This window comes from Serratia marcescens (genome assembly GCF_029846115.1).
In the GTDB taxonomy this organism is placed as follows: Bacteria; Pseudomonadota; Gammaproteobacteria; order Enterobacterales; family Enterobacteriaceae; genus Serratia; species Serratia marcescens_L.
This window is the reverse complement of sequence record NZ_JARVZZ010000001.1, coordinates 208,146-233,056: the sequence shown is the minus strand read 5'-3', so window position 1 is coordinate 233,056 and position 24,911 is coordinate 208,146. Positions and strand designations below refer to the sequence as shown.

General features: G+C 61.8%; 21 protein-coding genes. 8 read left to right on the top strand and 13 right to left on the bottom strand.

Going from position 1 to position 24,911, the window contains the following annotated elements; translation table 11 throughout:
- Nucleotides 1-43: 43 nt before the first annotated feature.
- Both xapA and QDT79_RS01060 read left to right on the top strand, forming a co-directional pair.
- Nucleotides 44-865 (top strand): xanthosine phosphorylase, encoded by an 822-nt coding sequence (gene xapA / locus QDT79_RS01065; RefSeq protein WP_047729825.1) that lies wholly within the window; start codon nucleotides 44-46, stop codon nucleotides 863-865.
- Nucleotides 866-946: 81 nt separating this feature from the next.
- A complete protein-coding gene (locus QDT79_RS01060; protein WP_308316124.1) occupies nucleotides 947-2,197 on the top strand; it encodes a nucleoside permease in 1,251 nt (416 codons plus the stop codon).
- A 35-nt stretch (nucleotides 2,198-2,232) separates the two neighbouring features.
- On the opposite strand, the gene QDT79_RS01055 is transcribed toward QDT79_RS01060, so the two are convergent.
- Both QDT79_RS01055 and QDT79_RS01050 read right to left on the bottom strand, forming a co-directional pair.
- Entirely contained in the window at nucleotides 2,233-3,165 is a 933-nt protein-coding gene (locus tag QDT79_RS01055; protein WP_308316123.1) for a PfkB family carbohydrate kinase, read from the bottom strand.
- A complete protein-coding gene (locus tag QDT79_RS01050; RefSeq protein ID WP_063988678.1) occupies nucleotides 3,162-4,559 on the bottom strand; it encodes a purine-cytosine permease family protein in 1,398 nt (465 codons plus the stop codon). Before QDT79_RS01050 ends, QDT79_RS01055 begins: the two co-directional genes overlap by 4 nt.
- Nucleotides 4,560-5,217: 658 nt before the next feature.
- Between QDT79_RS01050 and QDT79_RS01045 the strand changes: the two genes are divergently transcribed.
- Nucleotides 5,218-5,952, top strand: a complete 735-nt coding sequence (locus QDT79_RS01045) for a GntR family transcriptional regulator (protein WP_038879436.1) — start codon at nucleotides 5,218-5,220, stop codon at nucleotides 5,950-5,952.
- 80 nt (nucleotides 5,953-6,032) lie between these two features.
- Entirely contained in the window at nucleotides 6,033-8,201 is a 2,169-nt protein-coding gene (locus QDT79_RS01040) for a YgiQ family radical SAM protein (protein WP_060424780.1), read from the top strand.
- 63 nt (nucleotides 8,202-8,264) lie between these two features.
- On the opposite strand, the gene QDT79_RS01035 is transcribed toward QDT79_RS01040, so the two are convergent.
- The 3 genes from QDT79_RS01035 to yqhD all read right to left on the bottom strand — a co-directional run bounded on the left by QDT79_RS01035 (nucleotide 8,265) and on the right by yqhD (nucleotide 11,289).
- Nucleotides 8,265-8,870 (bottom strand): transglycosylase SLT domain-containing protein, encoded by a 606-nt coding sequence (locus QDT79_RS01035; RefSeq protein ID WP_063988679.1) that lies wholly within the window; start codon nucleotides 8,868-8,870, stop codon nucleotides 8,265-8,267.
- 143 nt (nucleotides 8,871-9,013) lie between these two features.
- Nucleotides 9,014-9,838 carry a 2,5-didehydrogluconate reductase DkgA gene (dkgA, locus tag QDT79_RS01030; protein WP_308316122.1) on the bottom strand — a complete coding sequence of 275 codons (825 nt, stop codon included), beginning with the start codon at nucleotides 9,836-9,838 and terminating at the stop codon, nucleotides 9,014-9,016.
- 287 nt (nucleotides 9,839-10,125) lie between these two features.
- Entirely contained in the window at nucleotides 10,126-11,289 is a 1,164-nt protein-coding gene (gene yqhD / locus QDT79_RS01025; protein ID WP_308316121.1) for an alcohol dehydrogenase, read from the bottom strand.
- A 226-nt stretch (nucleotides 11,290-11,515) separates the two neighbouring features.
- Here yqhD and QDT79_RS01020 point away from each other — a divergent pair, with 226 nt between their 5' ends.
- Nucleotides 11,516-12,403 carry an AraC family transcriptional regulator gene (locus QDT79_RS01020; RefSeq protein WP_369919428.1) on the top strand — a complete coding sequence of 296 codons (888 nt, stop codon included), beginning with the start codon at nucleotides 11,516-11,518 and terminating at the stop codon, nucleotides 12,401-12,403.
- A 7-nt stretch (nucleotides 12,404-12,410) separates the two neighbouring features.
- Here the strand turns inward: QDT79_RS01020 and QDT79_RS01015 are convergent, their stop codons facing one another.
- Entirely contained in the window at nucleotides 12,411-13,439 is a 1,029-nt protein-coding gene (locus QDT79_RS01015; protein ID WP_063988682.1) for a zinc-dependent alcohol dehydrogenase family protein, read from the bottom strand.
- Nucleotides 13,440-13,546: 107 nt separating this feature from the next.
- Between QDT79_RS01015 and QDT79_RS01010 the strand changes: the two genes are divergently transcribed.
- A complete protein-coding gene (locus QDT79_RS01010) occupies nucleotides 13,547-14,467 on the top strand; it encodes a LysR family transcriptional regulator (protein ID WP_063988683.1) in 921 nt (306 codons plus the stop codon).
- Between the two features lie 10 nt (nucleotides 14,468-14,477).
- On the opposite strand, the gene QDT79_RS01005 is transcribed toward QDT79_RS01010, so the two are convergent.
- Both QDT79_RS01005 and metC read right to left on the bottom strand, forming a co-directional pair.
- Nucleotides 14,478-15,140, bottom strand: a complete 663-nt coding sequence (locus QDT79_RS01005; RefSeq protein WP_063988684.1) for a DedA family protein — start codon at nucleotides 15,138-15,140, stop codon at nucleotides 14,478-14,480.
- Nucleotides 15,141-15,285: 145 nt separating this feature from the next.
- Nucleotides 15,286-16,482, bottom strand: coding sequence for a cystathionine beta-lyase (gene metC, locus QDT79_RS01000; protein WP_308316120.1), 1,197 nt, complete (start codon nucleotides 16,480-16,482; stop codon nucleotides 15,286-15,288).
- A gap of 431 nt (nucleotides 16,483-16,913) precedes the next feature.
- On the opposite strand from metC, the gene exbB reads away from it, so the two are divergent.
- On the top strand, nucleotides 16,914-17,891 hold the full coding sequence (gene exbB, locus QDT79_RS00995) for a tol-pal system-associated acyl-CoA thioesterase (RefSeq protein WP_308316119.1): 978 nt from the start codon (nucleotides 16,914-16,916) through the stop codon (nucleotides 17,889-17,891).
- Nucleotides 17,892-17,894: 3 nt separating this feature from the next.
- On the top strand, nucleotides 17,895-18,317 hold the full coding sequence (exbD, locus tag QDT79_RS00990) for a TonB system transport protein ExbD (RefSeq protein ID WP_004937307.1): 423 nt from the start codon (nucleotides 17,895-17,897) through the stop codon (nucleotides 18,315-18,317).
- A 55-nt stretch (nucleotides 18,318-18,372) separates the two neighbouring features.
- On the opposite strand, the gene QDT79_RS00985 is transcribed toward exbD, so the two are convergent.
- The 5 genes from QDT79_RS00985 to cscK all read right to left on the bottom strand — a co-directional run bounded on the left by QDT79_RS00985 (nucleotide 18,373) and on the right by cscK (nucleotide 24,813).
- On the bottom strand, nucleotides 18,373-19,416 hold the full coding sequence (locus QDT79_RS00985) for a LacI family DNA-binding transcriptional regulator (protein WP_033654839.1): 1,044 nt from the start codon (nucleotides 19,414-19,416) through the stop codon (nucleotides 18,373-18,375).
- 21 nt (nucleotides 19,417-19,437) lie between these two features.
- Nucleotides 19,438-20,847: a sucrose-6-phosphate hydrolase gene (locus QDT79_RS00980; RefSeq protein ID WP_308317168.1), complete on the bottom strand. Its 1,410-nt coding sequence runs from the start codon at nucleotides 20,845-20,847 to the stop codon at nucleotides 19,438-19,440.
- A complete protein-coding gene (locus tag QDT79_RS00975; protein WP_308316118.1) occupies nucleotides 20,847-22,217 on the bottom strand; it encodes a sucrose-specific PTS transporter subunit IIBC in 1,371 nt (456 codons plus the stop codon). Before QDT79_RS00975 ends, QDT79_RS00980 begins: the two co-directional genes overlap by 1 nt.
- Before the next feature lie 63 nt (nucleotides 22,218-22,280).
- Complete coding sequence (locus tag QDT79_RS00970) at nucleotides 22,281-23,690, bottom strand: carbohydrate porin (RefSeq protein WP_308317167.1); 1,410 nt, start codon at nucleotides 23,688-23,690, stop codon at nucleotides 22,281-22,283.
- A 196-nt stretch (nucleotides 23,691-23,886) separates the two neighbouring features.
- Entirely contained in the window at nucleotides 23,887-24,813 is a 927-nt protein-coding gene (gene cscK, locus QDT79_RS00965; protein WP_063988686.1) for a fructokinase, read from the bottom strand.
- Between the last annotated feature and the right edge of the window lie 98 nt (nucleotides 24,814-24,911).

The following is a 24,911-nucleotide window of genomic DNA, read 5'->3' as shown; positions in this document are numbered from 1 at the left end:
TCTACTATGGGGATTATTGTCCCCTGCTGAAAGAGAGAATACGATGTTTAATCAAGAAGATGCTTTTACCTGCGCCGATGTTGTCCGTGCACGCCTGCCGGGTTTCCAGCCGAAAGCGGCCTTGATTCTCGGCTCCGGGCTCGGCGCCCTGGCGGAGGTGATGACCGAAACCGTCACCATCGACTACGCTGAGCTGCCGGGCTTCCCGGTGAGCGGCGTCGCCGGCCATGCCGGGCAACTGGTCGCCGGCAAGCTGGAAGGCGTGCCGGTATTGTGCATGAAAGGGCGCGGTCATTTCTATGAAGGGCGCGGCATGCAGGTGATGACCACCGCGGTGCGCACCTTCAAACTGCTGGGCTGCGAATTCCTGCTGGCGACCAACGCCGCCGGTTCGCTGCGCCGCTCGGTGGCGCCGGGCAGCCTGGTGGCCATTACCGATCACATTAACTTCATGCCGGAATCGCCGCTGGTCGGTGCCAACGACGAGCGCTTCGGGCCGCGCTTCTTCAGCCTGGCGAACGCCTACGATCGCGATCTGCGCGCCCAGCTGGCGGCGGTGGCCGAAAGCGCGGGCATCCCGCTGGCGGAAGGGGTATTCGCCGCCTACACCGGGCCGAATTTCGAAACGCCGGCGGAGATCCGCATGATGCAGACCCTGGGCTGCGACGTGGTGGGCATGTCGATCGTGCCGGAAGTCTTGACGGCGCGCCACTGCGGCCTCAAGGTGCTGGTGGTGTCCGCGATGACCAACTATGCCGAAGGGCTGTCGGATACGCCGCTCTCCCATGAACAAACGCTCAGCTGCGCGGCGCTGGCGGCGGACGATTTCATGCGCCTGATCCGCGAGCTGTTCAAAACGCTGTAATAGCGCAAGCAAACCGGCGGCGGGCTGCAGGGGGCCTGCCGCACCAATCATCGTTGAAAGCATAATAACAAGGTGATGGCGATGGCGATAAAAACACGATTGAAAGTCATGATTTTCCTGCAGTTCTTTATCTGGGGCGCCTGGTTGGTGACGCTGGGCTCCTACATGATCAACACGCTGCATTTCAGCGGCATGCAGGTGGGGATGGTTTACAGCGCCAAAGGCATCGCCGCGCTGATCATGCCGGGGCTGGCGGGCATCATCGCCGATCGGTGGATGAAGGCCAACTCTCTGTATGCGCTTTGCCACCTGTTCGGAGCGCTGGCGCTGTACTGCGCGGCGCAGGTCGAGCAACCGATGCTGATGTTCTGGGTGATGCTGTTCAACGCGATGGTCTATATGCCGACCATCGCGCTCTCCAACGCCATTTCCTATTTTTGCCTCGAGAAGCACGGCTTTGACACGGTGAAGGACTTTCCGCCGGTGCGGGTGTACGGCACGGTGGGGTTCATTCTGGCGATGTGGCTGGTCGGTTTCAGCCAAATCGAGCTCAGCAATCTGCAGCTGTACCTGGCTTCTGCGGCGTCGCTGCTGCTGTCCGCTTATTCGCTGACGCTGCCGCGCTGCCCGACCAACCGCGCGGCCGAGTCGAAGAGCTGGGTGAGCGTGCTGGGGCTGGATGCGCTGGTGCTGTTCCGCCAGCGGCGCATGGCGCTGTTTTTCCTGTTCGCCATGTTGCTTGGCGCGGCGCTGCAGATAACCAATACCTTCGGCAACCCGTTCCTGCACGATCTGTCGCTCAATCCGCTGTATCAGGACAGCCTCAGCGTCCGGTATCCGGCGGTGCTGCTGTCGCTGTCGCAGATCTCCGAAGTGTTCTTTATCCTCACCATTCCCTTCTTCCTGCGCCGTTACGGCATCAAGCAGGTGATGCTGATCAGCATGGCGGCCTGGACGCTGCGTTTCCTGTTCCTGGCTTACGGCACGCCGGTTGGCTTTGGTTTCGTTCTGCTGCTGTTGTCGATGATCGTCTACGGCTGTGCGTTCGACTTCTTTAATATCTCCGGTGCCATCTTCGTCGAGAAAGAGGCCGATCACCGCATCCGCGCCAGCGCGCAGGGGCTGTTCATGACCATGGTGAACGGGTTGGGCGCCTATCTGGGGGCGCTTGCCAGCGGCGAGGTGGTGGACTTCTTCAGCCATGACGGCGTGAAAGACTGGCAGAGCATCTGGCTGGTGTTTGCGCTGTATACGCTGGTGCTGGGGATCGTGTTCGCGTTGAGCTTCAACTATCGCCACCCGCCGCAGGAGAGCGCGGCGGCGGCGCAGTAAGGCAGAAGGCGCCGCGTGACGGCGCCTTGAAACCGTCAGGCCTGCGGGAAGCGCTGTTGCAGCTGCTGCCGGTCGGGCGGATTGGCGGCGCCGAGGCTGGCCACCACGCAAGCGGCGACCCGGTTGGCCAGATCGACCGCCTGCGGCAGCGGCCAGCCGGCAGACAGGCCCGCCAGCAAACCGGCGCAGTGGGCATCGCCCGCGCCGATGGTGTCGACGATGTCTACCGGATAAGCAGGAACGTGCAGCGGCGGCGTGCGGCCGTCGCAGATCCACGCACCATCGCGATCCAGGCGGCAGATCAGCGTCAGGTTACGGGCAGCGGCATAGCGCTGCGCGGCCTCCACGGCGTCGCCGGCGCCGCACAGCGCGGCCACTTCGTCGCGGTTGAGCGTCAGCAGAGTGTGGCTGTCGCTGAGCATGGTGAAGAAATCTTCGCTGAGCTGGGCGATGCGCGGGCCAGGATCGATCAGACGCGGCTGATCGAACGGCATGCGCGTCAGCCACTCGCGCAGCGCTTCGCCGCTTTCGCCCGCCAGCTCGTAGCCGCTGGCGTAGATCAGAGTGTGTTCCGTCAGCGGCAGCGTCGCCAGCTGCGCTTTATTCCATTGGCTTTCGCAACCGGAAACCGTGATGAAGGTGCGTTCACCGTTCGGCTCCACCAGCGCCAGGCACCAGCCGTTGTCCATCTGGCCGTGGCGCAACAGCACCTCCAGCCCCAGCTCGCCCATGGCGGCTTCGACAGCCGCGCCCCATTCGCCGTTGCCAACCGGCATGCCGTTAATCACCGGCGTTTCCAGGCGCACCAGCGCGCGCGCCACGTTGAACGCGCAGCCGCCGATTTGCCGCGCCTGCTGCTGGGCTTCGATATCTTCGCCGCTGGTCGGCAGGCGCGGCAGCGTCATCACCAGATCGCCGACTGCGCCCCCAATAACCAGGACAGGTGTTACAGCTTCCCACTCACTCATTGATGTTCTCTGCGTTGGGTCAGGTACAGACCGTAAGCGATCAGACTCACCGCGAACGACACAAACAGCCCCAGGCTGGAATCGGCGAACAAGCCTTTGGCCAGCGGGCCGTCGATAAAACCGGTTTTGGTGACCAGCAGGCCGCACAGGGCGCCGAGGAACCAGCAGAACAGCGGGGCTTTGCGCACGCCGCGGTTCTGGCCATGCAGGCCGTACAAAGCGTTGCCATCATACCCGTGACGGCGGCGCAGGCACAGGTAATCGAGCAGGAAAATCGCCTCCCAGGCCGCCAGGAAGACGCCGCAGAACACCAGGAAGGAGATGAACGGCCCCATGAAATCGCCGGAGATGAACAGCACATACAGGGCGATGCCCAGCACCACCACCGCGTCGAACGACACCGCCAGCCACTGTTTGACCTGCACGCCGATGGTCAACAGGTTAAGGCTGGCGGAATACAGGCTGAGCACCGCGATGGTGACGATGCCGGCGGTGGCGGCCAGCAGATAAGGGATCGCCATCCAGGCGGGCAGCACCGAGCCTATCAGCGCGATGGGGTTGGCGGCGCTGGCCAGATCGGGCAACTGCACGGAAAGCAGAATACCGGCCAGCATCAGCAGCATCAGCGGCAAACAGGCGCCGCCCATCACCGCGGCGAAAATGCTTTTGCTCGATGAGCTCGGGCTTTGATAGCGGCTGTAATCGGCGCCGGCGATCGCCCAACTGATGCCGGTGCCGGCGGCGATCACCGATACCGCAGGCAGGAAGCCGGTCAACCAACTGCCGGAAGGCAGCGCCAGCACCTGGCTCCACTCGGTGTTGAACAGGATATAGAGCACCACGATCAGCGTCATGGTGCCGAAGATGCGGCTGAACCAGCTTTGCATCCAGACCACGGTATTCTGCCCCAGCAGGCTGACGACGACAGTGAGCCCGCCGAACAGCAGCAGGCTGAGCGCGGTCAGCAGGTGGCTGGTTCCCAGTCCGAAGGCCTCGAACAGCGCCGCCAGCGTCAGGGTGCCGGTGATCACGTTGACCGCTTCCCAGCCCATCAGGTTGATCCAACTGAACAGGGTGGGTGCCACGTTGCCCTTCAGGCCGAAAATCACCCGCGAGAGCGTCAGCGTAGAGGTGCGCCCGCGCTTGCCGGCGAAGCTGGTGAGGCCGACCAGCACGAAGCTGGCGACGCCGACCAGCGCGGCGAGCACCGATTGCAGGAAGGATAAGCCGAAGCCGACGATAATGGCGCCGTACACCACGCCGAGAATGCCGATATTGGCCGCCGACCAGATCCAAAACAGCTCGATGGGCTTGCCGGTCTGTTCCGCGTCCGGCACCCGATCGATACCGGTGCTTTCTACCTTCCATGCTTCATTGCGATTGATATCGGTCATAGCAAATGATCCCTGTTGCGCAGGGCCGCGAGGGCCGCCGCAGTTGACTGAAAATCGATTCCGTTGGCGCGGTTGACGCCGGCTATTCCGTTGTCGGTGAAGACGCCAATTCCGCGCAGTGTGTAGCGGCTGATCCCGCCGGGTCTGTCAAAGTAAGGGCGGTATCCGCCTTATCGAGTGAGGCACGTCGGCCGCACGGCGCCAATGAGTGTAGTCAAAGAGTGGGTCTGCAGCGGGGTTAGGCGAAGCGGGAACGTTTCTATTTGCCGACATCGATCCGTTTCGCCCACCGCGATGGGATCCTGTGATGTGGCTATGAGCAGTGAGCAAGCTATCCATTAGCTACGTTGCTTATTATCGGCCGGTTTTGCTGGCAGTATATGCCCGCTGCCGGCCTTCAAGGGCATCCTTTAGGGCTGGCAGCGGGTTTTTTATTGTTTTTAAAGTGGGTCCCTGGTGTTGGTGCGATTGATGTATCAACATCAATAAGCACAGATTACGCGCGATCTAGATCCAATGAAAGTCCATTAGGCAAAAATTGTGATGCCACTCTGAAAACATTAGCGATATTTTAGTTAAGGTGAGGAGCTTATTGCCGGAGCGGCGATAGGATAAAAAACGAAATCCAGACAAATGGCATAGGTAAGAGGGCGGGCGAATGACGGATTTTATGGCCTGGCTGCGTGGCCATCTGGCGCAGGGGGCGGTAGCGCCGCGTTATATTCAGCTGGCGACGGCGATAGAAACCGCAATCAGGCAGCAGGTGTTGGCGGCCGAGGCGTTCTTGCCGCCCGAACGGCAGATGGCGGAAGGCCTGGCGCTGTCGCGCGTCACCGTCAGCAAGGCGATGAAGCTGCTGGAGGAGAAGGGGCTGATTTCGCGGCAGCAGGGCGTTGGCACCCGCGTGGCGATGCGCATCGGCTATTCCCTCGATAAGGACAGCGGTTTCACCGCTCAGGCGCTGCGCCACGGCAGCAGCGTCAGCAACCGATGGCTGCTGCGCACCCGGGTCGGCGCGCCGGCCAAGGCCGCGGCGGCGCTGGGGCTGGCGGAGGGGGATGAGGTGATCAAACTGCGGCGTTTGCGCTTGCTGAACGGCAGCCCGGTCTCGCTGGAAACCACCTATATTCCGCCGCGCTTCCTGCCCGAACCGGGGCAGCTGGAGCATTCGCTGTATGCGTTATGGCAATCGCGCGGCATCGTGCCCGAAGATAAACACTTTCTGTTGAAGGCGGTATCCTGCAGCGACGAGGTCGCCGAGCTGCTCAACGTGCCGTGCGGCGCGCCGCTGTTGCACATCACCCAAACCAGCCGCAACGCCCAGGGTGAGGCGCTGGAGTTCAGCGATATCTTGTGCCGCAGCGACGTTTATGAATTCGAAGTGAACGGTTAGCGAAATAACCATGCTCTTTTTGCAGCTAGTGCGTATAATCGCCGCCCGGCGATTAATTAACCTGTAAAAAGAGCAGCAGAATGAGCACCACCAGCCTGATCCAACCCGATCGTGAACTGTTTTCCTATAAGCCTTATTGGGCGGAATGTTTTGGCACCGCGCCGTTTTTACCGATGTCGCGAGCAGAGATGGATCAACTGGGCTGGGACAGCTGCGATGTGATCATCATCAGCGGCGACGCCTATGTCGATCACCCGAGCTTTGGCATGGCGATCATCGGCCGCATGCTGGAAGCGCAGGGCTTCCGCGTCGGCATCATCGCGCAGCCGGACTGGAGCAACAAAGAAGATTTCATGCGGTTGGGGAAACCGAACCTGTTCTTCGGCATCACCGCCGGCAACATGGACTCGATGATCAACCGTTATACCGCCGATCGCAAACTGCGCCACGACGATGCTTACACCGCCGGCAACGTCGGCGGCAAGCGCCCGGATCGCGCCACCCTGGTCTACAGCCAGCGTTGTAAAGAAGCCTACAAAGACGTGCCGATCGTGCTGGGCGGCATCGAAGCCAGCCTGCGTCGCATCGCCCACTACGATTACTGGTCAGATACCGTGCGCCGCTCGGTGCTGGTGGATTCCAAAGCCGACATGCTGATCTACGGCAACGGCGAACGCCCGCTGGTGGAAGTGGCGCATCGCCTGGCCGCCGGTGAGAAGATCGGCGACATCCACGATATTCGTAATACCGCGGTGATGCGTAAAGAAGCGCTGCCGGGCTGGAGCGGCGTGGATTCCACCCGTCTCGACAAGCCGGGCCGCATCGAAGCTATCCCGAACCCGTACGGCGACGATCTGCCGTGCGCCGACGGCGCCAAGCCGAAAGAGCCGGAAGCCAAGCCTGTCACCGTGCGCGCCGCCAAGCCGAAGCCGTGGGAGAAGACCTACGTGTTGCTGCCGTCCTTCGAGAAAGTGAAGGGCGACAAGGTGCTGTATGCGCACACCTCGCGCATTTTGCACCATGAAACCAACCCGGGCTGCGCCCGCGCGCTGATGCAGAAACACGGTGACCGTTACGTGTGGATCAACCCGCCGGCGATCCCGCTGACCACGCCGGAAATGGACAGCGTCTTTGCGCTGCCTTATCAGCGCGTGCCGCATCCGTCCTACGGTCAGGATCGCATTCCGGCCTATGACATGATCCGTTTCTCGGTGAACATCATGCGCGGTTGCTACGGCGGCTGTTCGTTCTGTTCGATTACCGAGCACGAAGGGCGCATCATCCAGAGCCGTTCGGAAGATTCGATCGTTCGCGAAATCGAAGAGATCCGCGACAAGGTGCCGGGCTTTACCGGCGTGATCTCCGATCTGGGCGGCCCGACCGCCAACATGTATATGCTGCGCTGCACCAACCCGCGCGCCGAGCAGACTTGCCGCCGCGCCTCGTGCGTGTATCCGGAGATCTGCACCTACATGGACACCAACCACGAGCCGACCATCAAACTGTATCGCCGCGCGCGTTCGCTGGAGGGCATCAAGAAGATCCTGATCGCCTCCGGGGTTCGTTACGATCTGGCGGTGGAAGATCCGCGCTATATCAAGGAGCTGGCGACCCACCACGTCGGCGGCTATCTGAAGATCGCGCCGGAACACACCGAAGAAGGCCCGCTGTCGAAGATGATGAAGCCGGGCATGGGCAGCTACGATCGCTTCAAGCAGCTGTTTGATCACTATTCGAAGCAGGCGGGCAAAGAGCAGTATCTGATCCCGTACTTCATCTCGTCGCACCCGGGCACCCGCGATGAAGATATGGTGAACCTGGCACTGTGGCTGAAGAAGAACCGTTTCCGCCTCGATCAGGTACAGAACTTCTATCCTTCGCCGATGGCCAACTCCACCACCATGTATTACAGCGGCAAAAACCCGCTGAGCAAGGTGGGGTACAAGAGCGAAGACGTGGTGGTGCCGCGCGGCGATCGCCAGCGCCGCCTGCATAAGGCGCTGCTGCGTTACCACGATCCGGCCAACTGGGCGCTGATCCGCACCGCGCTGGAAGAGATGGGGCTGAAGCACCTGATCGGCAGCCGCCGCGAGTGTCTGGTGCCGGCGCCGAGCATCGACGAGCAGCGCGAAGCGAAACGCCTGCAGCGCCATACCCGGCCGGCGCTGACCAAACATACCGATATCAATCGGCAGCGCACGCCGTCCAACCGGCCGCCGCGCAAACCGATTCGCAAAGCCAAGCCGTAACGGCCACGCCGCATGCGCAAACAAAAAGGAGAACCCCCGGGTTCTCCTTTTCACTTTTGATCATCACAGCTGCTCGTAGGCGGCTTCCACTTTCATTAAATGACGCGGCGCCTGCGGAGCGGGGTGGTATTTGCGCACGTGCCAGTTAAAGGCTTCCGGCGACAGGTTGTTGATCATCGCGATGGCCTGCTGACGGTTGCTGGAGAAGGTGCGCAGCAGCGCGCCGGTGCCGTTGACGTAGGCGATGATGGTGGCGTAGCGCAGTGTAACAGGATTCGCGATCCCTTTAAGCTGCTGTTTTTGCAAGGTGGCCAGGTAGGCGGCGCCGAGATCGATATTGGTGTCGGGATCCAGCAGATCGTCATCGTCCGGGCAGCCGCGTTTGCCTTTGTAGCGATAGGCATCGCAGCCGGCGGTATCGGCTTTCAGCTGCATCAGGCCGATAGCGTTGGACCTGCTCACCGCAGCGGGGTTGAAGCCGGACTCCACCTGGATCATGGCGGTGATCAGCTTGGCGTCCACGCCGTATTCGCTGGCGGCGTCTTTAATGGCGCTGTCGAAAGCGTGGCGATCGTAGCTGATGCGCTGTTTCTTGCCGGCGCAACCCGCCAGCACCAGCATGACGCAAAGCATGCCCAGCCTTAACCCGTGTGAGAAAGAGAATTTCATGGTGCTCCGTGCTTGTCTGTTTTTTTAACGGCGTTAACCGGCGGGCGAGGCCTCCGGCGTGGTCATCATAACGTCAGGCGGCGCAAGGGAGCAATGTGCGGGAAGGAAAAGCCCCCTCCGGCGGGAGAGGGCTTGGGGAGGAATTACAGGGTATCCGGATCCAGCCCGAGGCGGTTGCCGACGTCCAGCTTGGCGATCTCGCCCAGTTCGTCCTTATCGAGTTTGAAGTCAAACACCTCGAAGTTTTCGCGGATGCGCGACGGCGTGACCGATTTCGGGATCACGATAAGGCCGCTGTCCAGGTGCCAGCGCACCACGATCTGCGCCGGGGTTTTCTCGTATTTCTCGGCCAGCGCCTTGATCAGCGGCTGGTCGAACACCCCTTCACCGCCCTGCGCCAGCGGGCTCCAGGATTCGGTGGCGATGTGGTGCGTGGCGTTCCAGGCACGCAGCTGGCGCTGTTGCAGCAGCGGATGCAGCTCTATCTGGTTGACGACCGGCGCCACGTTGGTTTCATCCAGCAGGCGCTGCAGGTGCGGCGTATGGAAGTTGCATACGCCGATGCTTTTCACCAGGCCTTGCTCGCGCAGTTTGATCAGCTCGCGCCAGGCGGAGACGTATTGATCCTGCTGCGGGCGCGGCCAGTGGATCAGGTACAGATCCACATAGTCCAGTTTTAGCTTCTCCAGGCTGGTTTCCAGCGCCGCCAGCGGATCGCCCTGATCGTCGTTCCACAGCTTGGTGGTGATGAACAGCTCGCTGCGCGGCAGCGAGCTGGACTGCAGCGCGGCGCCGACGCCTTCCTCGTTCTTGTAGATCGCGGCGGTGTCGATGGAGCGGTAACCGATCTCCAGCGCTTTGCTCACCGCGCGGGTGGTCTCTTCAATACTCGCCTGCCAAACGCCGAGACCCAACTGCGGCATCAGATTACCATCGTGGAGTTTGATGATGGGTTGTTGCGTTGTCATGCGCATCTCCTTGTGTACGGATTGCGGCGCCTGCGGCACCGAAACGGCTATAGATAAATTCTAGTTGGCAAAATGGGCGGTTGCCGGGTTTGCCAGCCTAATTTCAGCGGTGGCGGGAGGGCGACTTTCTCCCCGCTCTCCCTGCGAATGAGCGGTCGGACGGGTGGTGCGAAACGATCGGCGGCGCGCTAAGGCGCCTGACGGCGCCCGGTGATCGGCCGGGCGCCGGATGCGGTGAAAAATGGCTGACGGAGACTAAAGCCTAGCAAAAAATCGCCGTTTTGCGATTAACGCGCCGCTTCATAAATGCGGCGGCTGACGTCCAGGGTAATGTCCTGATGCTCGCCCAGGGCGGTCATGCCGTGCTGATGCAGCTTGTCGAGCAGCGCCGGAATGCTGCTGCCGTCGAGCTGATAATCCGCCATGCGGGTCGGTACGCCCATCTGCTCGAAGAAGGCGCGAGTGGCGGCGATGGCCCCGTCGATACGGCTGTCTTCGCTGCCTTCGCGCAGGCCCCAAACGCGGTCAGCATACTGCAGCAGTTTTTCGCGCTTCTGCGCTTTCTTCTCGTGCAGCAGCGCCGGCAGTACGATGGCCAGCGTTTGCGCGTGGTCGAGATCGTGCATGGCGGTCAGCTCGTGGCCCAGCATGTGGGTCGCCCAGTCCTGCGGCACCCCGGCGCCGATCAGGCCGTTCAGCGCCATGGTGGCGCTCCACATCACGTTGGCGCGCACCGCATAGTTTTCCGGTTCGGCCAGCGCGCGTGGGCCGTCCTCCAGCAGGGTCAGCAGCAGGCCTTCGGCGAAGCGATCTTGCACCTTGGCGTCGACCGGGTAGGTCAGATACTGCTCCAGGGTGTGTACGAAGGCGTCGACCACGCCATTGGCGATCTGGCGTGGGGGCAGCGAGTAGGTCACCACCGGATCCAGCACGGCGAAGCGCGGCTGCACCAGTGGCGAGAAGAAGTGCTGCTTGTCGCCGCTGCTTTTACGGGTGATCACCGCGCCGCTGTTGGATTCGGAGCCGGTGGCCGGCAGCGTCAGCACGCAGCCCATCGGCACCGCGTCGGCGATGTGGCTGCCGACGGTCTGCAGGATATGCCAGGCGTCGCCGTTGGCGGTATAACGGGCCGCGGCGGCGATGAATTTGGTGCCGTCAACCACCGAACCGCCGCCGACCGCCAGCAGGAAATCGATGTTTTCCGCCTTAACCACCTCGACCGCTTTCATCAGCGTTTCGTAAGTCGGGTTCGGCTCGATGCCGGAGAACTCCCGCACATCGCGGCCGGCCAGCGCGCTATACACCTGGTCAAGCACGCCATTTTTCTTCACGCTGCCGCCACCGTAGGTGATCAGGATGCGTGCGTCCACCGGGATCTGGCCGGCTACTTCGGCAATTTGGTCCTTGCCGAACAGGATTTTGGTTGGGGTATGCAGAATGAAGTTTTGCATGGATGATTTCTCTCTTTCTGTCAGGCGGGCGCCAACGTGGCGCAAAGGTTTCTGGCCCGTATTGTCAGGAACCTGGCGGCAACGCACAATGCACATTCCTGTTTGGTTCTTGCCTATTTCTACAACTGGCTGTAGAAATGGCGAGTTTTAAATTATGATTTATGCCGAATCGTTCTGACTGTAAGAGGGTGTTTCCGTGACTGAAATCGATGCGCTGCGCAGCCGCATGGCGCGCCAGGCGATGGCTATCGCTACCGGCAACGGCTACACGCCGTCACCGGTGCCGCGGGTGAAGATCCTGTATGTCGATCGCCACTGCCCACGTCAACCGGTGATGTACGAACCGGGGATCGTCATCATCTTTCAGGGGCACAAGGTCGGCTATTGCGGCAACAAGGTGTTCCAGTACGATCCGCGCAACTACCTGCTGATGACGGTGCCGCTGCCGTTCGAGTGCGAAACCTTCGCCAGCCCGGAACTGCCGCTGGTTGGATTGGCGGTCAATATCGATACCCAAATGCTGCAGGATTTGCTGATCGACATCGGCGACGACGACTACCTGATGCAGCCGCGGGCGGAGAGCAACGGGGTGAACCTGGCCGAGCTGACGGAAGCGTTGCTGTGTGCCACCGAACGCCTGCTGGACGTGATGGCCAAGCCGCTCGATGCCCGGGTGCTGGGGCCGCAGATCGTGCGCGAGATCCTCTACTACGTGCTGCGCGGCACCTGCGGCGCGTCGCTGCAGGAGTTGGTCAACCGCCATACCCACTTCAGCCAGATCGCCAAGGCACTGCGGCGTATCGAACATCAGTATGCCGATAACCTCAACGTCGAGCAGTTGGCTAGCGAGGTCAACATGAGCGTCTCGGCGTTTCACCATAACTTCAAGGCGGTAACCAACACCTCGCCGCTGCAGTACGTGAAGTCGTACCGGCTGCATAAGGCGCGCCTGCTGATGGTGCATGACGGCCTGAAGGCCAGTACGGCGGCGATCCGCGTCGGTTACGAGAGCGCGTCGCAGTTCAGCCGTGAATTCAAGCGGCTGTTCGGCATGACGCCGAGCGATGAAGTCGCCCGGCTGCGCGACGCCAATCCGCTGCTGCTGGAGGGCTGAGCCGCGTTTACGGGGTCAGGACGATCTTACCGAACGGCCCGCGATCGAGGTGATCCAACGCCTGCGGCAGCTGATCGAAGCGGTAGACCTGGTCGATCACCGGCTGCAGGTTGACGGCGTCCACGGCGCGCACCAGATCTTCCAGCGCGCGACGATGGCCGACGCCGATGCCCTGGATCTGCGCCGATTTCAGCAGCAGCAGGCCGGCAGGCGCGGAAATCTCGGCGCCCGCCAGCACGCCGATCACCGAGATGCGGCCGCCCACCGCCACCGCGCGCACCGAATTGCCCAGATTCGGGCCACCGACGGTGTCGATCACATGGTCGATGCCGCGATCCTGCGTCAGCGCATATACCGCTTCGACCCAATCACCGTTCAGCCGGTTGATGCCGTGACTGGCGCCCAGCGCCCGGGCGCGCACCAGCTTTTCATCGCTGCCGGAGGTCACGTACACCTCGGCGCCGTGCGCTTTGGCGATCTGCAGTGCAAACAGCGCCACCCCGCCAGTGCCTTGCACCAGCACCGTCTCGCCGGCATGCAGCTTGCCTTGCTCCACCAGCGCGAACCAGGCGGTCAGCCCGGCGCACGGCAGGGTGCTGGCCTGCACGTCGTCCAGCGACGCCGGCGCCGCCACCAGCCAGTCTTCATGCAAAATCACATATTCCGCCAGCACGCCCGGATAGAAGCCGCCGAGGGTGTGGTAAGGCACCTGGCGCGCATCGCCGTACGGCTTTTGCCGGCCATCGAGCCAGCCGGGACTGAAGGTGGAGATCACCCGGGCGCCGGGTTGGAAACGGCTGACGCCGGGGCCGATGGCGTCGACCTCGCCGGCCATGTCCGAGGCGGGGGTGAACGGCTGCGGCAGCGTCAGCCCCATGCCGCTTTCAATCATCAGTTTATCGCGGTAGTTGAGCGCGACCGCCTTCACTTTCACTCTGATCTCGTGTGGCCCCGGCTGCGGGATCGCTTCGGTGGTCAGCTGCAGGTGTTCACGTCCCAGGGCATCCATTGTCCAGCGTTGCATCGTGTCGGTCATGATGTTCTCCAAAGTCAGCGATTAACGACCTGTCGATAATATCGTTGATAGAGGTTCGCCAGTGGCGATAAGATTTCCGCAGATTGTTTCTTTCAGAGCGACAAATCATGAGCGATCGATTGAGCGGCATTTCGGTATTCGTCACCGCCGTGGAGGCGGGCAGTTTTGCATTGGCGGCCAGTCGGCTGCACCTGTCACGTTCAGCGGTGGGGAAAACCATCGCCCGGCTGGAACAGCGGCTGGGTGTGCGGCTGTTTCATCGCACCACCCGCAGCCAGAGCCTGACGGACGACGGCGCGTTGTTCTATGAACGCTGCCTGCGGGCGCTGGAGGAGATCCGCAGCGCGGAAACGTTGCTGGAGTCGGGCAAGCGACAGGTCAGCGGCCGGCTGCGGGTATCGATGCCGGTGCTGTTTGGCCGCATGTGCATTGCGCCGCTGCTGACTGAGCTGACGCGCGAGCACCCTGGCCTGGAGCTGGAGCTGTCGTTCAGCGATCGGGTGGTGGATCTGATTGAGGACGGTTTCGATATGGCGATCCGCAACGGCACGTTGGCCAACAGCGGCGGGCTGGTGGCGCGGCGTATCGGCGATCATCGCATGACGCTGTGCGCCTCGCCGGCCTATCTGCAGCGGTGCGGCGAACCGCGCAGCATCGAGCAATTGGCCCAGCATGAGGCGGTGACCTATATGCGCGCCGGTGCGCGGCGCAGCTGGTTGGTATTGGATAGCGACGGTAAGCCGCAGGAAGTGATGCCGAATAACCGGCTGCAAATGGACGATCTGCAGGCGATTGCGGATGCGGCGACGGCGGGGTTCGGCATTGCCTGGCTGCCGTGCTGGCTGGTGCGTGAGCAGCTGTTGAGCGGGGCGCTGGTGCGCTTGCTGCGCGACCGGCCGGGTGCCGCCTTTGACGCGCATGCGGTGTGGCCGCACACGCCTCACCTGCCGCTGAAGGTGCGGCTGGCGGTGGATACGCTGGTGAGCAAACTGCCTGCCAGCCTGGCGTTGGTCGAGAAGGCGCTGTAGTGCGCCTGGCTCAGGAGGAGGCGGCGCGTTTTTTACGCCAGATCACCAGCATGGCGCCCAGCAGGCCGACGAACAGCAGCAGCAGCGGCAGCAGCATCAGGCCGGTCATCACCTGGCTTTCGTAGCGCTTCACCAGCGGGATTTGGCTGAAAGCATAGCCGAGGCCCACCAGCGCGCAAACCCAGATCGCCGCGCTCAGCCAGTTGAACACCTGGAAGCGTGAGCTGTTGAGCCCGGAAATACCGGCCATGGTCGGCAGCAGGGTGCGCACAAAGCCGAGGAAACGGCCGATCAGCAGCGCCGTCAACCCGTGGCGGTTGAACAGGTTGTGTGCGCGCTGGTGGTACTGTGCCGGCAGCTGCAGCAGCCAGCTCTTCACCAGGCCGGTGTGGCCCAGCCAGCGGCCCTGGATATAGCTCAGCCAGCAACCGAGGCCGGCGGCGGCGGTCAGAATCAGCAGGGTGGGGGCAAAGCCCATCACGCCTTTGGCGATCAGTGCGCCCGACAGCAGCAGCAGGCTGTCGCCGGGGAGAAAGGAGGCGGGCAGCAGTCCGTTTTCCAAAAACAGAGTGGTGAAAAGTACGGCGTAAACCACCCAAATTACGCTGGGATCGGCGAGGGCGGTAAAGTCCTGCTGCCAAAGCGCATGAATAATCTCTCGTAATACATCCATTTTATGTCCTGTTGCATGCCGGTTGCGCCCGGGGTCACGTTCTCCAGGGTGCGGCGGTTACCGTATCTGACAGTTACCCGGATAGTGTACCGCTAATAGCTTAAGCCGACATTAAACGAGACGAAGAAAATTAGCGGAATCCGCCTTAGCGCACGCCGTTGAGGCGATCGAAGCCGGCAGCCAGATCGGCGATCAGGTCTTCGACGTTCTCCAGGCCGATGTGCACGCGCACCAGCGTGCCGGAAAAATCGACGCCGCCCGCCGGACGGATCGCTTCCAGCTCTTCCGGTTGGTTGGCCAGGATCAGCGACTCGAAGCCGCCCCAGGAGTAGGCCATGCTGAAGTGGCTGAAGTTGTCCAGGTAGGCGGCCAGCTGCGCATCGTCCAGCCGCTCTTTCAGCACGAAAGAGAATAGCCCGTTGCAGCCGCTGAAGTCGCGGCGGTAGAACTCGTGGCCCTTGCAGCTGGGCAGGGCCGGGTGATTGACCGTCGCCACCTCCGGCCGTTCGGCCAGCCAGTTGGCGACCTCAATGCTGCTGCGCTCGTGCTGCTTCAGGCGCACGCTCAGGGTGCGCAGGCCGCGGCTCGCCATGTAGGCGGTGTCGGCATCCACCATCTGCCCCATCAGATAGGAGTACTCGCGCAGTTGATCCCAACAGCGCGCGTTGGCGACGGCGGTGCCGAGCATGTAATCGGAATGGCCGATCAGGTATTTGGTGCCGGCCTGAATAGAAATGTCGATGTCAAAATCCAGCGCCTTGAACAGCACGCCCGCCGCCCAGGTGTTGTCGATCATGATCACCACCTCCGGCGCCACGGCGCGAATGGCCTGCACCATCGCCGGAATGTCCTGCACTTCCAGGGTGATGGAGCCGGGGGATTCCAGGAACACCACGCGGGTATTGGGTTGGATCAATGTGGCGATATCGGCGCCGATCAGCGGATCGAAATAGGTGGTGCTGACGTTCATGCGACCGAGGATGTGGGTGCAGAAATCCTGGGTCGGTTCGTACGCCGAACCGGTGACCAGCAGGTGATCGCCGGCGCCGACGAACGACAGGATCGCATTGGCCACCGCCGCCGCACCGCAGGGGTACAGCACGCAGCCGGCGCCGCCCTCCAGCTCCACCATCGCATCCTGCAGGGCGAAGTGGGTCAGGGTGCCGCGTCGGCCGTAAAACAGCTCGCCGTGGGCGCGTTGCGCGGTGGCGTGCTTTTTGGCAGCGACGGAGTCGAAGACCAAAGAAGAGGCGCGTTGCGTGACGGGATTGACGGAGCCCTGGGTGTAGCGTTTGCCGCGGCCGGCGCCGATCAGCGTGGTTTCGATGTGTTTTGACGTCATGGTACCTGGCTCACCTTTGGTTGCTCTGCACGTGCCCGTTTGCGATAGCCCTTACGTTAGCATGAGTTTATATAGCCATCCAGACGTTTTAACTTCCAGATACAGAAACGGCTATTATTGGCTGCCAGGTGTGCCTTTCTCGCCTCATCCTTCTGCCCTGGTGCGAGAGAGAAGCCCATTCCTCGGTCAAGACGCCGTTCGGCAGCGTGGCGTTGTTGCGTCGTTGTGGAAGAAAAGTAACGAAATAACCCTATAAAAGGGGCGTTTGGCGGTGAACGGGCGCGGATTGGCGCTTTGCGGCGGGGTTGGCTAAAATTTTCTCGTTTATTTGGTAAATAATAATGAGAACTACTATCAATCCCCGGTTGGTTTGATATGATCGCACGCTGAATTATTCCTTAATTTTGATCGGTAATGGGTGGAGGCACAGCGTGAAAACGGCTGGCAAGAATTTAAATCAAGGATCGTTCGGCCAGGGCCGGGCGCAGTGGGGCAAGGCCTTTGGCCGCAGCCTGATGGCTTCTATGGTGCTTGTCGTGGGGCTGGCCGGCAGCGCGAAGGCAGCGCCGGCGGCCAATCCGGCCGTTACCGAAAGCGTTGCGCCGACCACCGCGCCTGCACCTGCAGCCGCCGCGCCGGAAAGCATCACGCCGGTGAACCCGGCACCGACGATCCAGCCACCGGAAACCCGCGGCATGGACCTGTCCATTTGGGGCATGTACCAGCACGCCGACGCGGTGGTGAAAGCGGTGATGATCGGCCTGGTGCTGGCGTCTATCGTGACTTGGACCATTCTGTTCGCCAAAGGCAGCGAACTGCTGCGTGCCAAACGTCGTCTGCGTCGCGAGCAGTTGGCGCTGGCCGAAGCGCGCTCGCTGGATGAGGCTTCCGAACTGGCGCAAAACTTCTCCCCGGAGAGCGTCAGTGCGGTACTGCTGAACGATGCGCAAAATGAGCTGGAGCTGTCTGCGGAATCCAACGACAACAACGGCATCAAGGAACGCACCGGTTTCCGCCTCGAGCGCCGCGTGGCGGCCTACAGCCGCAACATGGGCCGCGGTAACGGCTTCCTGGCCACCATCGGCGCCATCTCGCCGTTCGTCGGCCTGTTCGGTACCGTCTGGGGCATCATGAACAGCTTTATCGGCATCGCCCATTCGCAGACCACCAACCTGGCGGTCGTGGCGCCGGGCATCGCAGAGGCGCTGCTGGCGACTGCGATGGGCCTGGTGGCGGCGATCCCTGCGGTCGTTATCTACAACATCTTCGCCCGCGTCATCAGCGGCCATCGCGCCCAGGTGGGCGACGTGGCGGCGCAGGTCTTGCTGCTGCAGGGCCGCGATCTGGATCTGGCCGCAACGGCGGAAGCCAAGCGCTCACAGCACGCACACCAACTGCGGGCGGGGTGAGTCATGGCGATGCGCTTAAATGAAGATCTGGACGACAGCGGCGAACTGCATGAAATCAACGTGACGCCGTTTATCGACGTCATGTTGGTGCTGTTGATCATCTTTATGGTGGCCGCGCCGCTGGCAACGGTAGATATCCGCGTCGATCTGCCGGCTTCTTCCGCCAAACCGCAGCCGCGGCCGGAGAAACCGGTGTTCCTGTCGGTGAAGGCTGACAAGCAGCTCTACGTTGGCGATCAGCCGGTGAATGCCGATCAGCTGACTTCGGTGCTGGATCAACGCACTCAGGCGAACAAAGAAACCACCATCTTCTTCCAGGCGGACAAGAGCGTGGACTATGAAACGCTGATGAGCGTGATGGACACCCTGCGTAAAGCCGGCTACCTGAAAGTGGGGCTGGTGGGCATGGAAGGCGCCGCCAAGTAGCGGCAGCAAAACGATAAAGGGCGCTCAGGCGCCCTTTTTTATTGATTCAGAGATATCACTCCCCGGCCAACAACGCCCGGGAACCGGCATGGCGCCAGTGGATACGGCCCGGTAGATAAAGCGCATTCTGTTCCAGCGGCCGCTCGTCGATGAGCGCGGTGACCTGGCTGAAGCTATGTTGCGCCAGCGCCCGGCAGTCCTGTGCGACCGTGTCTATCTTCAGCGTCATGCAATCGAACAGGTAGTGATCGTCGAAGCTGCACAGGTGGATGTCGCTCTCCATCAGCTGATGCTGAGTCAGATAACGCAATACCCCTTCCAACAGGCCGCAGGCGGCGGTAAACAGCGCTTTGGGCGGACGCCCCAGCTGTGCGCACAGCTGAGCGAACATCTCGTAACCCGAGCTGGGGTGGTAGCTGCCGTTGATGATCCATTCCGGTTTGCACGATACGCCGGCGCGCTCCAGGCCAAGCTGGAAGCCGGCCAGCCGATCGCGGGTCGGTGAAATGCGCGGCTGCCCGCCGAGAAAATAGATCTCATCCGGATGTTGGCGCGCGACCTTTTCCACCAGGTCGGCGGTCGCATTAACCGAGTCGGTGATCACCAGCGGCAGTTCGGAACCAGCGATCAGGCGGTCCATCTGCACCACCGGTAGCCCGGCGTTGATCTTCTGGTATTCCGCGTCGTTCAGCTGGCTGGAGGCGACGATCAGACCGTCGACCTGCCGCTGCACCAGACTGTTCACCGCCATCATCTCCTGCGCCGGGTTTTCATCGGTGCAGGCGATCAACAGCTGCAGACCGGCTTCGCGGCACAGCGTTTCCAGCTCGCGCGAGATCACCGCAAAGCCGTAGTTGGTCATCTCCGGCACCACCAGCCCCAGCGTATGGCTGCGGTTGGATCGCAAAGAGCGGGCGTGGATGCTGGGCTGATAATGGTGTTCGTGCGCCAGCGCCAGAATGCGATCGCGGGTGTCGTCGGACACCCGGTATTCCTTGCTGCGGCCGTTCAGCACCAGGCTGGCAGTCGATTTCGACACCCCGGCCAGCGTGGCGATGTCACTGATGGTAATGCGTTTATTTTTTTTCACTGACGCCATCTGAAGTCATCGGAGGATGCGTCATTCTAGCATGCATGGCGTCAGCGGCCAGTATTCCAACGCCAGCGGTGCGCTCCCGTTCAGCCGCAGTTGCGGTTCACCTGCCGGGAAGTAGCGCGCGCTCATCACCGCCTCGCCGCGGTTGATGAAGATTTCCACGCTGGAACGATCGAACAGCAGCTGCAGATGCGTGACCGGGCCGCGCCAGTAACGGTGCTCCGGCCGGCCGTCGGCCAGGGAAGCGCGCGTCAGTTGCAGCCGATCGCCGTCCCAGTTCAGCGTCATGGCATCGCCAAAGGCGGCGCTGAACGCACCCTGCGGCGATATTTGCAGCTCCGCGGCCCCCAGCGCATAGGTGGGGGCGTCATCGGCGCGGCCTTGCCAGTCTTCTCGCTCGCCGCGCAGCTGTTGCAGCTCGCGCGCCGGGCGTTGGTGGAGGCGGCCATGCCGCAGCGACAGCTCGCGTGGGCAGGTCATGGTGTGGATCCAGCCGTAACGGCGCGTCGGATGGGCTTCTTCATCTTGCTCGGGCACGCCCATCCAGCCGAACAGCAGGCGGCGGCCATCTTCCGCCAGCGTCGTCTGGGGCGCGTAGAACTCGAAGCCGGCGTCCAGCTCGCGAAATTCGCCGTGGCTGAAGGCCGCCTGCCGGTAATCCAGCTTGCCGAGCAGATAGCCGGCCTGATAACGGTTGAGATAGCGTTCCGCCTGCGGCGCCAGCCCCTGCGGGCAGCAGATCAACACGTCGCCGCCGTCCAGCGAGAACAGGTCCGGGCACTCCCACATGTAGCCGAATTCACCCAGGTCGTTCAGGCCGGAACCGGCGATCTCTCCCAGCGTTTGCCAGTCGCGCAGATCGCTGGAACGCAGCAGCAGCACCTTGCCGCGATCCTGCAAGTCACGCGCGCCGAGCACCATGTACCAGGCATCCTGATGACGCCACACTTTTGGATCGCGTACGTGGCCGCTGTAGCCCTCCGGCAGCGGCAGCACCGGCCCGAGTTTGCGGTATTCGCCCCGATCGCTTTCCTGAGCCAGGCATTGGTAAGCCGTGCGTGAGCCGTCGGGAAATTTCACGTTGCCGGTGTAGATCAGCGTGATTTTGTTTTCCGCCACCACCGCCGAGCCGGAGTAACAGCCGTGGCTGTCGTAGCAGGCGCCCGGCGCCAGGGCGATCGGCTGATGTTCCCAACGCACTAAATCGAGCGACTGCCAGTGTCCCCAGCACTTGTTACGATGATCGCAGCCCAGCGGGTTCCACTGATAGAACAGGTGATAAACGCCGTTGTGCTGGATAAAGCCGTTGGGATCGTTCAGCAAGCCAACGCTGGGTGCCAGATGCCAGGCCGGGCGGTGCGGATCGCGCAGCGCGAGTGGCTGGCCGCCCATTACGGCCCGCAGCGCCTGTTTGATTAAGCTGAGTTCTTCCATCATTGCGCGTCCGTTTTATATTTCAGCAGCAGGGAGAGCACGAAGGCGCTGCCAAAGGCGATCGCCAGGCCGATGATATAGCTGACCAGCGAACTGGCCTGCACGATCGCCATGCCGGGGATCGCCGTCAGCCCGACCGCGTTCATGCCGACGTGGTTGGCCACCACCCAGGCGCCGCCGAGCGCGCCGCCCGCCAGTGCCGCCAGGAAGGGCTTCACGAAGCGCAGGTTGATGCCGAACAGCGCCGCCTCGGTGATGCCGAGCATGGCGGAAAAGGCGGAAGGCACCGCGATGGCTTTGATTTTGGCGTCGCGGGTTTTGAAATACACCGCCAGGCAGGCGCCGCCCTGCGCGATGTTGGCCATCGACCAGATCGGCAGCAGGAAGTTGACGCCGATATTGGGGTTGCCGAGCAGTCCGGCTTCTACCGCATGGAAACTGTGGTGAATGCCGGTGATGACGATAGCGGAATAGAGGCCGCCGAACAGCAGCCCGGCGAACCACCCCGCATGGGCAATCAGCGTGCTGAGCACGAAGGAGATGCCGTCGCCCAGCGCGCGGCCGGCGGGGCCGATAAACAGCAGGGCGACAAAGCCTGAGATGACCACCGTCAGGAACGGCGTCAGGATCAGATCGAGCGCGTTGGGGATCACCTTGCGCAGCCGCTTTTCCAGCACGCTCATGAACCACACCGTCAGCAGCACCGGGAACACGGTGCCCTGATAGCCGATCATGGCGATGTCCAGACCGAAGAGGTTCATGGTGTGGAACCCTCCGGCGACGCCCCAGGCGTTGGTCAGCGCCGGATGCGTCAAAATGCCGCCGAGCGTGGCGCCCAGGTAGGGATTGCCGCCGAATTCTCGTGCGGCGGTGAAGCCGATCAGAATCGGCAGGATAATGAACGCCGCCGAGCTGAACATATCCAGCATGATAAACAGCGCGCTGTTGGCATCGGCCCAGCCGTAGGTTTTCACCATGCCGAGCAGCCCCATCAGCAGGCCGGAAGCGACGATCGCCGGGATGATGGGCACGAAGATGTTCGACAGCAGGCGGGCGATGCGCTGCAGCGGGTTGAGCTTTTTCGCCGCGATATCGGCGGCTTCAGCCTTGCTGGATTCGCTGACGCCCGCCGCCTTGATGAATTCCGCATGCACCTTGTTGACCAGCCCGGTGCCGAAGATCACCTGGATCTGACCGGCGTTGCTGAAGCAGCCTTTGACGCCGTCCAGTTTGCCGATGGCCTCTTTGTCCACCTTGCTGTCGTCCACCAGCACCAGGCGCAGGCGCGTGGCGCAGTGGGCGGCGCTGGCGATGTTCTCTTTACCGCCGAGCAGCGGCAACAGCGCGTTGGCGGTTGCGGTAATGTCCATGTTGTCCCCTTGCTAAATAAAAATGCCGCCGCGCAGTTTGCGGCGCAGCGCCGTGAATCGATGTCAGAAGAAATACTTGAATCTGGCGCGCATGCCGTAACGTTGATCGTTGTCGCCGTTGGCTATCTTGTTGTCGGCGTTGGCTTCCAGCAGCGACACATAGGCGCCTAAATACAGATTGAAATTCTTCATATTCATAATGTTAGGTATCTGATACGACGCGTGAACGGTGTGGATGTCGTAGTTGCCCGGTTCGCTAAGCGGGTTGTGGATATCGGCGGCGATCCCGGCGGTATTGAACTCTTTGATATTGTTATGGGCATAGATATAACCCAGTTCGAAGCGCCGCCACAGCACGTTGACGCCGGCGGTGAAGTCTTGCTCGCCTGAGGCATCCAAATAGGCGGTGCTCAGGTTGGCCACCACGCCGTTATCCGGATCGGCGGCGCTGTTGTTCCAGCTCATCGTCATGCCGTAGCCGTTGCGTTTGGACTGATCGACGAAGCGGCCCTGGCCGTCCTGATAGCCGTAGGCGTTATTCACCACGTTGCTTTCCATTGCCGCCGCGATGCTGAAGGCGTCTTTTTTCCAGGCGATCACCGGGCGCAAATAGGCGACGTTTTTCTTATTGTCCAGAGCGTTGCCGTGGTAGCTGTTGTCCTGGAACAGCGAAGTGCCGTCCTCCACCAGCGTGTTCAGCTCGAAATAGACATCACCGGCGTATTTGCTCAACATCAGGTTGCCGCCGCTGCTGCTGCGGCCGCGGCCTTCTTTCATCATGTAGATATAGCCGAAGCCGTCGGCGTACAGATCGTTGGCGGTATTGCCGGAGTATTGAATGAAGGTGTCCTGATTCAGCGGGAACATGTCGTAGGCTTCAAAGCGGCCGATTTTGGTTTGCCAGTTCTTTTCATTGCCGAAGAAGAAGGCGGCGTCGTCCAGGTTCATTTTGCCGGTCATGTCCGCCAGCGGCTGCACGCTGAAGCCGGAGAAGTTGCCGTCCTGATTGCGGCGGTAGCCGTCCAACCCGACCAGAATGCGGCCGTTGATATCCCAACGTTCTTTGTTGCCGGGCTTCCAGTCTTTGTGGTCGCTGCCTTTCAGCGACGTCAGCTGGCCGCTGCGGCTGGCGCCGTCCAGGTTGAACTCCACGTCGCCGTACAGCTTCAGGTCATTGAATCCGCTCAGTTGCAGCACGCTGGCGTTGGCAATCGGTGTTTCCGGCGTGGCGGCATGCTGCACAATCTGCGCGGTTTGCCGTTCGGTGTTGGCGGTGCGTTGTTCCAGCTGTTGCGCCCGACGTTCCGCCGCCGTCGCGCGGGTTTCAGCCTGTGCGGCGCGCCGTTCCGCCTGCGCCAGACGTTGTTCCAGCGCGTTGAGACGCGCCTCGGTGCTGCCGCTGCCCGAGGCCGCTGCGCTGGAAGCAGAGAGGAAAAGCCCTGTTGTTATCGCTAAATAGCTGAGTTTTTTCATCATCGTCTATCATCCGGGTAAGGGTTGTTATTATTGTTTGCTAAATTGCTAAACCGGTTTTTCATGGCGAAAGATAACGAGAGGGAAGCGCGCTGGCAACTCAGTTAGCTAACCCGATTCAGCTATTGTGATCGAGCGCGCAAATCGTGGACAAAAAGACCACGGCGAACCTTAGGCTCGCCGTGGAAGCAGAGGATCAACGCAGGAAAGCTGCCAACTCGTCGGCGTGGGGCAGGGCGGTCATGGCGCCTTTGGCGGTGGTGGCCAGCGCGCCGCAGGCCTGCGCCTGGGCGATAACCGCCGGCCATTGCGCTTCCTGCGGCAATTCGTGAAGGCGTGCCAGTGCCGCTAACAGCCCGGCGACGAAGGCGTCGCCGGCGCCGGTGGTATCGACCGGAACGACAGGCGCCGCGCGGAAATGGCGCAGCCGTTGGCCATCATGCACATAGACGCCGTCGCCGCCCAGCGTCACCAGCAACAGGCGCAGCGGATAGGTTTGCATCATCCAGCGAATGGCGTTCTCCAGATCGTCAAGATGGCTGATGAAAGCCAGCTCTTCGCGCGACAGTTTCACCACGTCCGCCAGCAGCAGCGCCTTTTGCAGGCAGGGGCGCAGTGCTTCCGGCTGGCGCCAGACCTCTTCGCGGATGTTGGGATCGAAACTGACCCGGCCACCGGCCGCCCGAATGCGCTCCATCGCCGTGAAGGCCGCACTGCGGCTGGGCTCCTGCGAGAGCGCGATGGAGCAGAGGTGCAGCCATTCACCCCGTTGGAAAGCCGGCAGATCGTCGGGCTGCAAAAATAGATCGGCGCTGGGCTGCACCATAAACGTGAATGAGCGCTCACCCTGCAGATCGAGATCCACCACGACCGTGGAGGTGTGGTGTTCGGGGTCTGGCCGCATATGGCCGATATCCACCCCTTCATCGCTCAGCACCTGCTGCAGAAAGGCGCCGAAGCCGTCTTGCCCCACTCGCCCGATAAAAGCGCTGTCGCCACCGAGCCGGGCGATGCCCACCGCTACGTTAGCCGGCGCGCCGCCGGGGCATTTGAGATAACCGTTGGCATTTTCCGGCACCAGGTCGATCACGGCGTCGCCCAGTACCCATACGCGATTCATCATGCTTAATCCCTGTTTTTGTCCTTGTCAGATGGGGTGCTAAAATAGAAGAACCGGTTTAGCAAGGCAATGAAATAATGCGTTGGGGCGTTTGGAGGGTG

Excerpts from the sequence above, each read along its gene's own strand:
- exbD (WP_004937307.1), top strand. The coding sequence starts at position 17,895 with ATGGCGATGCGCTTAAATGAAGATCTGGACGACAGCGGCGAACTGCAT.
- QDT79_RS01005 (WP_063988684.1), bottom strand. The coding sequence starts at position 15,140 with ATGGATGTATTACGAGAGATTATTCATGCGCTTTGGCAGCAGGACTTT.
- QDT79_RS01015 (WP_063988682.1), bottom strand. The coding sequence starts at position 13,439 with ATGACCGACACGATGCAACGCTGGACAATGGATGCCCTGGGACGTGAA.
- QDT79_RS00985 (WP_033654839.1), bottom strand. The coding sequence starts at position 19,416 with ATGGCGTCAGTGAAAAAAAATAAACGCATTACCATCAGTGACATCGCC.
- yqhD (WP_308316121.1), bottom strand. The coding sequence starts at position 11,289 with ATGCAAAACTTCATTCTGCATACCCCAACCAAAATCCTGTTCGGCAAG.
- QDT79_RS00980 (WP_308317168.1), bottom strand. The coding sequence starts at position 20,847 with ATGGAAGAACTCAGCTTAATCAAACAGGCGCTGCGGGCCGTAATGGGC.
- xapA (WP_047729825.1), top strand. The coding sequence starts at position 44 with ATGTTTAATCAAGAAGATGCTTTTACCTGCGCCGATGTTGTCCGTGCA.
- QDT79_RS00970 (WP_308317167.1), bottom strand. The coding sequence starts at position 23,690 with ATGAAAAAACTCAGCTATTTAGCGATAACAACAGGGCTTTTCCTCTCT.
- QDT79_RS01010 (WP_063988683.1), top strand. The coding sequence starts at position 13,547 with ATGAGCGATCGATTGAGCGGCATTTCGGTATTCGTCACCGCCGTGGAG.
- QDT79_RS00975 (WP_308316118.1), bottom strand. The coding sequence starts at position 22,217 with ATGGACATTACCGCAACCGCCAACGCGCTGTTGCCGCTGCTCGGCGGT.
- QDT79_RS01045 (WP_038879436.1), top strand. The coding sequence starts at position 5,218 with ATGACGGATTTTATGGCCTGGCTGCGTGGCCATCTGGCGCAGGGGGCG.
- cscK (WP_063988686.1), bottom strand. The coding sequence starts at position 24,813 with ATGATGAATCGCGTATGGGTACTGGGCGACGCCGTGATCGACCTGGTG.
- QDT79_RS01060 (WP_308316124.1), top strand. The coding sequence starts at position 947 with ATGGCGATAAAAACACGATTGAAAGTCATGATTTTCCTGCAGTTCTTT.
- QDT79_RS01020 (WP_369919428.1), top strand. The coding sequence starts at position 11,516 with ATGGCGCGCCAGGCGATGGCTATCGCTACCGGCAACGGCTACACGCCG.
- QDT79_RS01035 (WP_063988679.1), bottom strand. The coding sequence starts at position 8,870 with ATGAAATTCTCTTTCTCACACGGGTTAAGGCTGGGCATGCTTTGCGTC.
- QDT79_RS01055 (WP_308316123.1), bottom strand. The coding sequence starts at position 3,165 with ATGAGTGAGTGGGAAGCTGTAACACCTGTCCTGGTTATTGGGGGCGCA.
- QDT79_RS01040 (WP_060424780.1), top strand. The coding sequence starts at position 6,033 with ATGAGCACCACCAGCCTGATCCAACCCGATCGTGAACTGTTTTCCTAT.
- QDT79_RS01050 (WP_063988678.1), bottom strand. The coding sequence starts at position 4,559 with ATGACCGATATCAATCGCAATGAAGCATGGAAGGTAGAAAGCACCGGT.
- metC (WP_308316120.1), bottom strand. The coding sequence starts at position 16,482 with ATGACGTCAAAACACATCGAAACCACGCTGATCGGCGCCGGCCGCGGC.
- dkgA (WP_308316122.1), bottom strand. The coding sequence starts at position 9,838 with ATGACAACGCAACAACCCATCATCAAACTCCACGATGGTAATCTGATG.